The sequence below is a fragment of the Desmonostoc vinosum genome, assembly GCF_059505385.1.
This window is the reverse complement of sequence record NZ_JCACKM010000185.1, coordinates 1-12,097: the sequence shown is the minus strand read 5'-3', so window position 1 is coordinate 12,097 and position 12,097 is coordinate 1. Positions and strand designations below refer to the sequence as shown.

The following is a 12,097-nucleotide window of genomic DNA, read 5'->3' as shown; positions in this document are numbered from 1 at the left end:
CTGGGGACTGGGGACTGGGGACTGGGGACTGGGGACTGGGGACTGGGGAAGACGCGGGGACGCGGGGACGCGGGGACGCGGAGAATAATCAATAACAAATGACGTTAGCGTAGCGGTAGCGAGTCCGCGATAGCGAAGCGGTAGCGAGGTACGAGCGTCAGCGTAAAGCCTGCGGCATAGCTTCGCTTAGAGCGACACAGGAGCGTCGCATCATGACGAATAGACTTCTTGCAAAAATACTTGAACCGTCAGAGACTCAAGTCTCTGCCTAATAGCAAAAGTCCGTTGAAACGGACTAAAAATACTGTTATTAGTCGGTTGAAACCGACTTGAGTTATCAGCCAGAAAATTTATTTTCTGGCGAGTATCCGACTTTTGCAAGAGGTCTAATGACAAATGACAATTCCCAATACTTCTCCTGTCGAAGACGCTACGCGAACGACTCCGCTCAGTACAAGTTCTCAATTCCTCCTTAAAAATCCGGGTTGGAGTCTACTACCTGACCATCACGAAACCAAATAATGCGTTGGGTTTGGCGGGCAACTTCTGGTTCATGTGTTACCATAACCACCGTGATGCCAGTGGCGTTGAGGTTGCCAAAGATGTCTAATACTTCTTGGGTAGTGCGCGAATCTAATGCGCCTGTTGGTTCGTCCGCAAGCAGGACAACGGGACGGTTGACAATGGCACGAGCGATCGCTACCCTTTGTTGTTGTCCACCAGATAGTTGGGTTGGTTTGTTGTTGAGGCGATTTGCTAAACCTACTCGTGTCAATGCTTCTGTGGCGCGATCGCGTCTTTCAGCAAAATTTACATTAGCATATATCATTGGCAAGATCACATTTTCTAGGGCTGTGAGTTGAGGTAACAAATGGAATTGTTGAAACACAAACCCCAGCTTTTTGTTGCGAATGTGTGCCAATGATTGATCATCAACTTGTGCCACATCAATGTTATCTAAATAATAATGTCCAGTAGTAGGGCGATCTAAACAACCAATAATGTTCATGGCTGTAGATTTACCTGAACCAGAAGGCCCCATGATTGAACAATATTCGCCCTCGTAGATAGTCAAGTTCACATTATTGAGCGCTTTGACTTCAGTTTCACCACTACCGTAAATTTTGAAGATATTTTCTAAACGAATGATTGATGATTTAGGTACAGGATTAGGAAGTAAAGAATCGGTAATTGCAATAGTATTTGACATAAGAAAATTGGTTTTAAAAAAGCCATGATTTTGAATAGCTTGGAAATAAATCTTAAATATATATTAGGCTATAAAAAATATTACAAACCAATTACGGATGGGATCAAAAATCCCACCCGATGTTTTTTGTTAAATTTTGGTTTCACCTAATAGATTTGACAATCCTTTAAACAAAGAATGAAGGATAAATTGCTGGGAGTTAGCAACCAAAGTATGAAAATTGATTTGACCGCGATCATTTCTAATGAATTCGGCTTCTGTAAAGTAGGTTAGTTAAGAACAAACGTGCTTGTTCTAAAGGCAGATGTCTAGGTTTACCCTGATAAACAATTTGGTATTCTTCTGCGTCTGGGCCATCTCCGTATCCAGAAATTAACTTGCTGTGAAAAGCTTCTTCGGCAAGTTTTTGTACTTCGTCTCTCAAATGTTTTGGGGGAGCTTGGGTGCTATTCATGACTTTGCTGTCTCCTTAATAGCGTATCTTTAAAATTTATACAAGTTTTGTCAAAGTTTTGCACCTTTCAAAGGTTATATTTTTAATTTTTTACAAAGCCCCTTTGGGGTGGGTGTGGAGAACAGAGTCGTGGCTTAGTTATGACTATTCTCCAGTACCCTCATTGCTTAGTTATGCCTTGGGATAGGTGAAAATGCTTGACAATAGATTTATATTCGGGTTGCTAAGGTTAGTAGCAAAATTATTCTCGGCTACTTAGGCAAATATTTAAATTTGCAAGAGCCAAGTTATGGAAACAATCGGGTCTAAAACCGGACTTCGTCCCGCTACGCTAATGCCTTAAAAGGCGAAAGGTTTTTGGAGGGGATATAAATCCCCTTTACAAAAACGGCCCTCTGACTCCAACTCTATTTAACAAAGGTAAAAAGTCAATAACCTAAAGGCTTAACTTTGAATATTGATTCATGCCAGAAAACGTATGCGCCAGTTAAATGAGTCTTGTTTACAATCAATAAGTCTGGATAAACGCAACTTAGAGTTACAATTTTCAGGGTGTTTAGCCAAAGGTTGACAATCAATGGTTCAACAAACAAGCACTGATGCAATTAGGGTCAATGCTAGAAAAACGGATGTTTTCGATATTTTCAACTTCAAGTATTACATCGGCCCAAATCCCTATTTAGATACGGCGGCACTGGTATTCGATTTTGCTTTGACTGTGTACACAGAGCCTTTGCCAATAGAGAAATATCTTTCAATTATCAGCGATCGCTATCCCCATTTGAGCGATCAAACCTACGAATCTCACGCTCATCTGTTCGCCCGAACTGCGTCAGAGGTAGGAAAATTAGAAATGGGTTTGCACCTCAATCGTTGGAGTGTCAAATCCCAACCCAAAGGGGCGCGAATTAGTGTGCAATCACTACATGAACGCACCACTAGAGAGGTAATTTACTTTGCGTGGGATTGGTTTGAAACCATCACCCAAGACGAAGATTTTTTGTTTGATGAACAACTGACGAGACTACAAAATAGATTCCGACAATCTGTTTATGGTGGCCCCACCGTTTACTCTCTATTGCGAACAGCCAACGAAAAAGGTATTCCCACCTTCTATTTATGGGAAGAAGGGCTAATGCAGTATGGACTGGGAAAGAGGCACATTCGAGGTATCGCTACGACGTTTGACTGTGATAGTCATATCGATTCCGATTTCACCACCCGCAAGGATGATTGTAAGGCGTTTTTATACACTTTAGGTTTCCCAGTACCTCATGGTGATATCGTTGTTTCTGAAAGGGAAGCCTTAGCAATAGCTAGGGAAATAGGCTACCCAGTGGCGATTAAGCCTGTGGTAGGTCACAAAGGAATTGGTGTAACGGCTGATGTTCAAGATGCCAAAGAACTAGAATCTGCATACAGGAGGGCATTTGCAGCAATTCCTGAAGAACAGCCAACACGGATAATTGTCGAAAAAAGCATCTCTGGCAGTGATTTTCGCTTGTTGTGTGTTGATGGTAAATTCGTTGCTGCTACCGAACGCCGTCCTGCATGGGTTGTTGGAGATGGACGTTCCACTATTGAAGAATTGATTTGGCGAGAAAATAGGAACTCCAAACGTTGGGATACACCTACCTCGCCGATGAGTAAAATTCAGTGTGATGAGGCGATGGAACTCTACCTAGAAGAACAGGGTTTGTCTTTAGATAGTGTTATTAGAGAAGACCGTACTGTTTACTTGCGTAAAGTTGCTAATCTCTCAGCTGGAGGTGTGAGCATTGATGCTACTCAAACAATGCATCATGACAATATCATCTTGGCCCAAGACATTGCCCAACATTTTCGCTTAACTTGTCTAGGAATTGATGTTATTACCAAGAATCTTGCAGAATCTTGGAAGTCTGGCAACTTTGCGATTTTGGAAATTAATGCTGCACCTGGGATTTTGATGCATCTTAACCCGGCTGTTGGCGAAAGTGTCGATGTGCCTGCGCGGATTTTAGAAACTTTTTTTGAGTCGAGTGCAGATGCCAGGATACCGATTATCACATTTAATAAAATTTCAGTTGAAGAACTGCAAACAACGATTGACCATATCCTTTTGCAACATCCTGATTGGATCATCGGCGCAGTTTGTCGTGACGCAGTTTTTGTGAATCGGTCGAAAAAAGTATTAAGCAAAGATTACAATACTAATGTCCAAACTTTGTTACGTAATCCCAAACTTGATTTGCTGATTGCTGAGTATCAGGAGGATACTCTAGAAGCACAGGGGATGTTTTATCAGGGGAGTAACATGGTAGTCTTGGATAATCCCACAGAAATTGAAATGATGCTAGTGCGGGATGTCTTCGATGACTCTACTGTGGTAATTAGGAAAGCAAACGATATTTCTATCCGTCGTAAAGGGTTGATTGAAGATTATTCTTTAGGTGAAGAAGAACCATTTACACGGGTTTATTTGAAAGAAGTTGGTACAGTGTTGTAAGTTAAAGAGTAGCGATCGCATTTTCAAAAATTAGGCGATCGCTATTTTCTTGAATTGACACTTCAATTAGACAATCGTCGAATCAAAGTCTCGATTTCGTTTGTCAGACGCGAATCTAAACCACCCTCCACTGTCAAGATGTGCTGTAGGAGGGTGCGAGTTTTTTGTCTATCCATCAAGGTTTGCTTAGGTATTTGATCCCAGAGAACAATCTCAAACAGATCATCTCCAACAGGAGATGAGACGGGTAAATCTTGCCAGTTATATTCTTTGATTAGAAATTGCCAAATGTCGAAAAATTTTTGCCTTGACACAATGTAACGTCTAGCTGTTACAGAGTAGCGAGCAAGTATCTGTTGCAGATTGGTAGTTTCTCGACCTTTAGTTGGCGTTAAAATCAAAAAAGGAAAAGGCTTAGCTTGTTCACCAAAATAATGCACATATAAAAATGCATCCTCAGAGGGAGATATATTTGTCTCTACTTTGATGCATCCCGTCAAACACACTATAACTGACATTGCAGCTACAGTTTGCATGGCAAGAACCTTGAATTTTGCAAATGACATGTTGATGATTTGATCAGGATTTCTTGCTCCTTCGGGAAAATTCTTTTCTAAACAAAACTCCAAATCCTAAAGCCACACTGGAGCCAAGAATGGTAATAGGTTCGGGAACTTTTTCTATTTTAAACCCGTACTGCACACCATCGTAGATTGTCACCGTCTTCTTGGCACTGTCAAAATCTGTGAGGAAGAGATTCAAATGGAATGTGAGAGGCGCTCTGGTATTATTAGCACGAGGGCCATCCCAAAACCGAGGATTGTCATTCAGATTCCCTCCTGTAACATATCCTGTTCCCTCAGTGTTTCTTTCAGTATCAGTTTCGTAAAATGGTAGTTTGTCGTCTCTATCGTCTGGTGGAGGATCAGTAAAAGGACTAGTTTTCGCTCCTTTGAAGGGCGGCTTAATAGAACTCAATTCGATATACTGAATCCAACGGTAAATGTTTGATGAAGCAGCACCTGCAAAGTTGGCAATGATATCTAAACCTCCTTGGGTACCATCCTGAAAAGCATCTAACTTGCTAATCGTGAGTACTCCTTCTCTTGCTCCCCCTGCAACGTAAGTGAATTCAGGGTAATCTGTTTTAAATAGATTGCGGATGGCTTCTGTTGTCCCTGCTGGCAGTGGTGAATGAGTATCAGGATCGAGGGTAGTAATGAATTTGCCGCTAGTGGCTTTGTGTGTAACATCTGGATCTGTGATTTTGATCGTAAATGCAGATGCTACTGTGCTTGTCAGACACAAAGTTGTACCAACTATCGCGAATCTGATCAAAGACCGCTGCAAAATTGATTTAGCTTGATGGATAATTCCTATCGTCATGTTGTGATTTTTCTCTCCTTAAGGTATTCTGCTAGCCATAAGCCAATTTGGCTCAGCATAGGTAAACTAGCTCAGCAAAATTTGAGAGGAACAGCTAAATGCGATCGCATCTTTCACCATTCCTGGGCATCTAGGTCTCACACATGCATTACCAAAAGCATTCATAACTCCATAGCAATGCATATATGAAATATTTCAGTGGAATTACGTAACTATCTTTAAAAAGTTGCTAACATAACTACTACTAACACAGAAATTTGTTTGATTGAAATTTCTCATATACTCTTTATATGTTTATGTTTTGTAAATAAATATCAATGCAATAACATGCTATTAAGCAGCTAAAAACTGTTGTTTATTGGTTGATAAGCATAATTTACTAGTAACAAAAACTGTAAAGACTTCACAATAGTAGCTTTTGACTCTTCACTACATGTAATCTTTATAATATGAAATAATGTAAATAGACATATCAAAAAGCCGCTTTCAGGCTTGGACTCCAAGACCATACAGCGGCTATATTTCACTAGTTAACGAAACTGCTTGAGTTGTTCGTAAGCTGCCAAAATGATTTTTTCTGTTTCTTCCCAGCCAATACACTTATCAGTTACAGAGACGCCATATTGCAATTGCTGACGTTGAGGAGTAATAGGCTGACTACCTTCATGGATATTCGATTCCAACATCATACCGACTATTGATGTATTGCGATTTACTATTTGTTGAACTACATCTTCCAATACGGCTGCTTGTAATTTATAGTTTTTATTCGTGTTACCGTGACTGCAATCAATTACAATTCTCGGTGGTAAACTAGCCTGTTTTAATTGTTCTTCTACTAATTTGACATTTGCAGCATCAAAGTTAGGTTGACTACCACCTCTTAAAATTACATGACCGTAGGCATTACCTCTAGTTTGAAATACACTCACTTGTCCTTTTTGATTAATTCCCAAAAAGTTGTGAGGATTTCTGGCTGACTGTAAGGCATTCAAAGCTACTTGCACACTGCCATCAGTACCATTCTTAAAACCTACAGGCATGGAAAGACCACTTGCCATTTCTCGGTGAGTTTGTGATTCAGTTGTCCGCGCTCCAATTGCAGACCAACTAATCAATTCGCTAATGTATTGAGGTATGATTGGATCTAGCGCTTCTGTACCAGCAGGTAATCCTAACTCTGTGATTTGTAAAAGTAGCGATCGCGCAATTAATAGACCATTTTCTACATGGAAAGAATCATCCATATCTGGATCATTAATTAACCCTTTCCAACCTACAGTTGTTCTGGGTTTTTCAAAGTAAACCCTCATAATTAGCAGCAATTTATCCTTGACTTGTTGGGCTAAAACTTTCAACTTTTGGGAATAATCAAGTGCTGCTTTGGGGTCGTGAATTGAACATGGGCCAACAACTATAAATTTTCTGCGATCCCGAAAATCTAGGATATGTTCTAGCTCTTGCCGATATCTTAAAACTGTTTGTTCTGCTGATTTTGTTAACGGTAATTTTACTTTCACGTCATGTGGAGTCAATAAGACGTGGGAGTTTTCGATGTTAGCGTTAAATAATTTATTTTGCATGGTGAGGATCTAGCAATCGTGGAGTTTAATATACACATTTTTGGTCAAAAATACAACAGATAGTTATTACATTTGCAGACATAAAAATAGGGAGTGGGGAGTGGGGAATTAACCTTTTCCAGTGATCGCTATAGTAGTATAGCTGTTTTTAATTGCTGGAAATAAAGTCTTTTTCCATATTTCCTATGTCCCATTTTGACATAACGATAAAAGCATACATTCCCAAACTAGGCGTGGCTGGGCGTAACAAAGTAAGTATTTACGGGTTTGTTCAAGCTGACTGATAATGCTGGGCTGATGCCACTTTTGCCAGTAGGATTGCTGGAGATAATCGACTAGCCACAGTTGTGCCTCTGTATCTAAATCCTGGTCAATTTTCTTGGCTAACTCCAAGGCATTGCGATAGGATGAAGGCGCTTTGGTGAGGTTTTGCAGCAACTCTGAGGGGATAGATTGCAATTGCTCATAGGAGGCGATCGCCCTTCCAGGACTGCCAGCTGCTATACTCAACACTGCTGGATGCTGCAAAATTTCCTCATGTCCTGTTTGAGTCAGAACAAAAGCTAAAGACTGTGTATCTAAGCGATAAAAAGGAATCCGTTGACAGCGTGAAACCAGGGTTGGCAATACAGACTCAAGCATAGGTGCAATCAAGATTAATGTTGCCTGTCCCGGTTCTTCTAAAGTTTTGAGTAAAGCGTTTGCCGCAGCTTCTGCCATTGTCTGTGCTTGATCTAGTACTACTATATGTCTTGGTGCTTCCAACGGCGGACGGCTAAGAAACTCCGTGATTTTGCGAATTTGTTCTAGCCGAATTTCTGGCAACCCCTTACGCTTGAGTCCTTTCTCGGCTGCTTCTTTTGGTGTTAGTTGTTGTCCCTGATGTTTGTAAGTCGGCTGTATCCACAACAAATCAGGATGGTTGCCATGAAGCAAACGGTTTTGTAAAGCACCAGCATTTTGTGTCTGACGAGAAAATAGCAATTCTACAAAACACCGTGCTGTTAAACTCCGTCCTACACCCTCTGGCCCTACAAATATATATGCTGGGGCAATTCGGTTTTGTCTAACAGCTTGAGTCAGTAATTTTATAGCTTGCTGTTGTCCTATCACGGGTGTAAATGGCTGATTAATAGTCATTCTATTTTCTTATTAAGTGGGCTTTTTGCTTTTTTTATCTTTACTCTATTTATGAAAAGAAGTGAGGTACTTTAAGCGAAGCTATGCCGTAGGCTTTACGCCCACAAGTGGCGCAAAAGAATAGACTTCTTGCAAAAATACTTGAACCGTCAGAGACTCAAGTCTCTGCCTAATAGCAAAAGTCCGTTGAAACGGACTAAAAATACTGTTATTAGTCGGTTGAAACCGACTTGAGTTATCAGCCAGAAAATTTATTTTCTGGCGAGTATCCGACTTTTGTAAGAGGTCTAATCATTTTTTCCCAAGGTAGGTAGAAACCCCACCTATGAGTGGGTAGCTTTCTTTAAATTTGCAAGAAATGAAAACTACAAAACCCCAACTTCTTTTTTAATAAGTCGGGGTTCTGATTTTTTATAATTATTTTAGGAACACTGTAAACTTTTTAGCTCAAAATTTGGTAACTGTCACATTAATACCAGAATCGAGTCGAGGAACTTTAAGATACTCAATTGGTTCAGTAGGTGAAGTTTGATTATTTGTTTGTTTCTGGCATTGCTTCAAGATAGTATCTGCATCACTAATAAAATCAAGTGGGTTAATATTTTGACATTCTCGCTGCTGCTTAATGGAAATAGAGTCAGCGGTTTGTTTGAAATTATTAGTTTGGTTAATATTACTCCATCTATCATTAATTGTGACTGGTTCTGTTAGCAAAACAGCAGCTTGATTTTGGTCATTTGTTGTATTTGAAACATTCTCTTCATTAGCATAGGCACGCGGAGTTACAAAAAGCGCACCAATCAAAACAGTTAAGGCTAGGAGCAAGAATTTCATCATTAAATCTCTTAAAATTCAATGGTAGTGTAAAAATACAATTAGTGAAATACAAAAACTGAAAAATAACACACATAATGATTCAGATGCCTGAGAATGCGATCGCCTATAATAATAAATACACTGTTCTCAAACATCTTTAACGCAAATTGTAGCAATTTTAAATCAGTGAACAGTGAATAATAGACTCATCCGAAAATTCTAAATGCTTGCTAGGAGTGAGTTGTAGGCATTTACAAGCCAAAAGCGATCGCTCTTATATTGTCATATTTATTAATAACTCATACTTCTTTTGTTGGAGACGTGACACGTACTTGCTTAAGCATAGGGGTACAATTTTGCTCAGTACAAGTAACCGATCTAAAATCTAGTAATGCTATACAGACGCTTTGGACGTACAGAAATACAGATGCCGGTGTTTTCTTGCGGCGGCATGAGATACCAATTTAAATGGCAAGATGTTCCCCAGTCAGACATTCCTGCTGATAACCAAGCAAATCTCGAAGCAACTATTAGACGAGCATTAGAGGTTGGGATTAATCATATCGAAACTGCCCGTGGTTATGGCTCCTCAGAAATGCAGTTAGGGAGAATATTGCCCAAGTTTAAGCGCGAACAATTAATAGTGCAAACCAAAGTTTCGCCTGTAGCAGATGCGAAACAGTTCCGTCAAACATTTGAACAATCACTGCGAAATCTTCAGTTAGATTACGTTGATCTATTGGGGTTACACGGTATTAATAATGCAGAGTTTTTAGACTACAGTGTTCGTCCTGGTGGTTGTTTGGATGTGGCGCGTCAGTTGCAGGCAGAAGGTAAGGTAAAATTTATCGGCTTTTCTACCCATGGGCCGACAAATGTTATTATCCAGGCAATTAACACCAATCAATTTGATTATATGAATCTGCACTGGTATTACATTAATCAATGGAATTGGGCAGCAATTGTAGCAGCTAACCAACACGATATGGGAGTATTTATTATTAGTCCCTCTGATAAAGGAGGTTTGTTATATAAACCACCGCAAAAGTTAGTAAATCTTTGCGCCCCTTTGAGTCCGATGGTGTTTAACGACTTGTTTTGTTTGAGTCATTCTCAAGTGCATACCTTGAGTATAGGGGCAGCAAAACCAGCAGATTTTGATGAACATTTAAAAACTTTAGAGTTATTGGATGAGGCCTCAGAAATTTTGCCCCCAATATTAGCAAGACTAGAAGCAGAAGCGATCGCCACTTTAGGAGAAGATTGGGTAAAATCCTGGCAAACTGGTTTACCCACTATCGAAGAAACACCCAATCAGGTGAATATTAAAGTAATTTTGTGGTTATGGAATTTGGCTACTGCCTACGATTTAGTAGAGTATGCCAAAATGCGCTATAACCTGCTTGGCAACGCCAATCACTGGTTTCCTGGCAACAAAGCCGGTAAACTTAACGAATTAGATTTCAGCCAATGTCTTGCCCAAAGTCTCCACGCCGGTACAATTCCTCAAATTCTCGCTCAAGCCCATCAAATGTTAGCAGGTGAAGAAGTAAAACGCTTGTCGCAACAATAGATATGGCGTTTCATAATTTGCTGAAGTACAAATGATCCAAGTTTATCTGCGTCCATCCTCTTCTACTAGCAGTTAAACTAACACCACAAACCAAATCTAAGTAGCCATCATGAACTGCGTACACTAGGACGCATGAAAAAGGGAAATAATATTTTTACTCAGCAGCGCCAGTCGCCTCAACGGGGAGAACCCCCGCACGGCGCTGGCTCCTCAGCACTCAGAACTTTTTCAAGTCAGGTGAGCGTAAATAAACATAACTATACTTCTGTCATTGCAAGGAAGCACAATGAATCGATCACAAAGATTTCAGGATTTTTACATTTTATTGCATTGCTAGGTTTATTTGTGCTTAATTACTCTTCCTAAAATTGCGCCTATTAGAGTGCGTTAGTTTAAGAAACCTAGTCATTTTAGAAAATGACGCACCCTACATTTTAAATATTGTTTAAACTGTTCCCCGTTCCCTGTTCCCTATTTCCTTCTTCGATAAAATAAAAACCTTGATTTTTCTCTGAGCGATGTATTAATAACACCATCAAAATTACTTGAAAATTCTCCGACATTAAGGATAAGATACTCAAGCGCTAAAACATTTTTTTGTCAAGCAGATAAATGCTTAATTTAGCATAAAAAAGAGCTAAATTAGGCTTCTTTTCTCATGTTTAAAAAGCTCATTGATTTAAATATACAAAGATTAGATTAATTAGCTGATTGCTTGACAGAAGGAAAAATTGGTTTTGTCAAACTTTTTCAAATCTACTTTTGAGGCTGGATAAATTTATGGCAAATATTACAGGTGACGCTGGTAATAACATACTCACAGGCACATGAACTGATTGGTGGGGGACTCAACGATATTCTCAATGGTGGTGCTGGTAATGATGAGATTAGTGGCGGCGCAGGGAATGACATTATTACTCAAGGAGCCGGAACCGATACAGTTGATGGCGGTACAGGGATTGATACCCTTGTGGATGCTGATTTATCCGCAGATACCACGGGTAGAAGCTTGACAATCAATGGTAGCACCTTGGCAACAATAGTTTCTGGTGGCAACACTTATCAAGGCTTTGAGTTTTTCCTAAATGTCACAGCTGGCAGTGGTAACGACACGCGATTCGCTTTACTTCTGTAACTCCGGCTGATAACAATGTTAGAGGTGGTGCAGGTAATGACACAATTGAGGCTGGTGCAGGCAACGATTCGCTTAGAGGTGGTTCAGGTAACGACACCTATGTAGTGGATAGTGCGGGAGATGTGGTGATTGAAACCTCAACATCAGCCACAGAAATAGATAGTGTACGTTCTTCAATTAGCTATACTCTGGGTGCGAATCTAGAAAATCTGACTTTGACTGGTACAGCCGCAATCAATGGTACAGGAAATAGCTTAATTGACACTCTCCGGGCTAAAGCCACGGAGATTCTTAAGACATTGCTGCCTTAAT

At 40.1% G+C, this 12,097-nt stretch carries 12 protein-coding genes and 1 pseudogene; 5 read left to right on the top strand and 8 right to left on the bottom strand.

From position 1 onward, the window contains the following. Window positions 1–210: 210 nt before the first annotated feature. The 3 genes from AC5JMF_RS23575 to AC5JMF_RS23565 all read right to left on the bottom strand — a co-directional run bounded on the left by AC5JMF_RS23575 (window position 211) and on the right by AC5JMF_RS23565 (window position 1,664). Complete coding sequence (locus tag AC5JMF_RS23575) at window positions 211–381, bottom strand: hypothetical protein (protein WP_495798133.1); 171 nt, start codon at window positions 379–381, stop codon at window positions 211–213. 91 nt (window positions 382–472) lie between these two features. Continuing rightward, a complete protein-coding gene (locus AC5JMF_RS23570) occupies window positions 473–1,210 on the bottom strand; it encodes an ABC transporter ATP-binding protein (protein ID WP_495798132.1) in 738 nt (245 codons plus the stop codon). Window positions 1,211–1,451: 241 nt separating this feature from the next. Further along, on the bottom strand, window positions 1,452–1,664 hold the full coding sequence (locus AC5JMF_RS23565) for a hypothetical protein (RefSeq protein WP_495798131.1): 213 nt from the start codon (window positions 1,662–1,664) through the stop codon (window positions 1,452–1,454). 577 nt (window positions 1,665–2,241) lie between these two features. Between AC5JMF_RS23565 and AC5JMF_RS23560 the strand changes: the two genes are divergently transcribed. Then, complete coding sequence (locus tag AC5JMF_RS23560) at window positions 2,242–4,152, top strand: ATP-binding protein (RefSeq protein ID WP_495798130.1); 1,911 nt, start codon at window positions 2,242–2,244, stop codon at window positions 4,150–4,152. Window positions 4,153–4,214: 62 nt separating this feature from the next. On the opposite strand, the gene AC5JMF_RS23555 is transcribed toward AC5JMF_RS23560, so the two are convergent. The 5 genes from AC5JMF_RS23555 to AC5JMF_RS23535 form a co-directional block, all read right to left on the bottom strand. Further along, a complete protein-coding gene (locus AC5JMF_RS23555) occupies window positions 4,215–4,688 on the bottom strand; it encodes a hypothetical protein (protein ID WP_495798129.1) in 474 nt (157 codons plus the stop codon). Window positions 4,689–4,731: 43 nt separating this feature from the next. Further along, complete coding sequence (locus tag AC5JMF_RS23550) at window positions 4,732–5,538, bottom strand: PEP-CTERM sorting domain-containing protein (RefSeq protein WP_495798128.1); 807 nt, start codon at window positions 5,536–5,538, stop codon at window positions 4,732–4,734. 530 nt (window positions 5,539–6,068) lie between these two features. Next, entirely contained in the window at window positions 6,069–7,121 is a 1,053-nt protein-coding gene (locus AC5JMF_RS23545; protein ID WP_495798127.1) for a 3-deoxy-7-phosphoheptulonate synthase, read from the bottom strand. A gap of 183 nt (window positions 7,122–7,304) precedes the next feature. Further along, complete coding sequence (locus AC5JMF_RS23540; protein ID WP_495798126.1) at window positions 7,305–8,261, bottom strand: DNA polymerase III subunit delta'; 957 nt, start codon at window positions 8,259–8,261, stop codon at window positions 7,305–7,307. 447 nt (window positions 8,262–8,708) lie between these two features. Continuing rightward, window positions 8,709–9,098, bottom strand: coding sequence for a hypothetical protein (locus AC5JMF_RS23535; protein ID WP_495798125.1), 390 nt, complete (start codon window positions 9,096–9,098; stop codon window positions 8,709–8,711). 370 nt (window positions 9,099–9,468) lie between these two features. Here AC5JMF_RS23535 and AC5JMF_RS23530 point away from each other — a divergent pair, with 370 nt between their 5' ends. The 4 genes and pseudogenes from AC5JMF_RS23530 to AC5JMF_RS23515 all read left to right on the top strand — a co-directional run bounded on the left by AC5JMF_RS23530 (window position 9,469) and on the right by AC5JMF_RS23515 (window position 12,096). Next, window positions 9,469–10,650: an aldo/keto reductase gene (locus AC5JMF_RS23530; protein ID WP_495798124.1), complete on the top strand. Its 1,182-nt coding sequence runs from the start codon at window positions 9,469–9,471 to the stop codon at window positions 10,648–10,650. Between the two features lie 796 nt (window positions 10,651–11,446). Next, on the top strand, window positions 11,447–11,785 hold the full coding sequence (locus tag AC5JMF_RS23525; RefSeq protein WP_495798123.1) for a hypothetical protein: 339 nt from the start codon (window positions 11,447–11,449) through the stop codon (window positions 11,783–11,785). After that, window positions 11,767–11,871 (top strand): annotated as a pseudogene (locus AC5JMF_RS23520) (hypothetical protein); the annotation flags it as partial. The gene AC5JMF_RS23525 and the pseudogene AC5JMF_RS23520, both read left to right, overlap by 19 nt. Before the next feature lie 36 nt (window positions 11,872–11,907). Then, window positions 11,908–12,096 carry a hypothetical protein gene (locus tag AC5JMF_RS23515; protein WP_495798122.1) on the top strand — a complete coding sequence of 63 codons (189 nt, stop codon included), beginning with the start codon at window positions 11,908–11,910 and terminating at the stop codon, window positions 12,094–12,096. The last annotated feature ends 1 nt before the right edge of the window (window position 12,097 follow it).

Bases quoted from the DNA above. Each gene is read 5' to 3' on its own strand.
- AC5JMF_RS23570 (WP_495798132.1), bottom strand. From the start codon at position 1,210: ATGTCAAATACTATTGCAATTACCGATTCTTTACTTCCTAATCCTGTA.
- AC5JMF_RS23565 (WP_495798131.1), bottom strand. From the start codon at position 1,664: ATGAATAGCACCCAAGCTCCCCCAAAACATTTGAGAGACGAAGTACAA.
- AC5JMF_RS23560 (WP_495798130.1), top strand. From the start codon at position 2,242: ATGGTTCAACAAACAAGCACTGATGCAATTAGGGTCAATGCTAGAAAA.
- AC5JMF_RS23555 (WP_495798129.1), bottom strand. From the start codon at position 4,688: ATGCAAACTGTAGCTGCAATGTCAGTTATAGTGTGTTTGACGGGATGC.
- AC5JMF_RS23550 (WP_495798128.1), bottom strand. From the start codon at position 5,538: ATGACGATAGGAATTATCCATCAAGCTAAATCAATTTTGCAGCGGTCT.
- AC5JMF_RS23545 (WP_495798127.1), bottom strand. From the start codon at position 7,121: ATGCAAAATAAATTATTTAACGCTAACATCGAAAACTCCCACGTCTTA.
- AC5JMF_RS23540 (WP_495798126.1), bottom strand. From the start codon at position 8,261: ATGACTATTAATCAGCCATTTACACCCGTGATAGGACAACAGCAAGCT.
- AC5JMF_RS23535 (WP_495798125.1), bottom strand. From the start codon at position 9,098: ATGATGAAATTCTTGCTCCTAGCCTTAACTGTTTTGATTGGTGCGCTT.
- AC5JMF_RS23530 (WP_495798124.1), top strand. From the start codon at position 9,469: ATGCTATACAGACGCTTTGGACGTACAGAAATACAGATGCCGGTGTTT.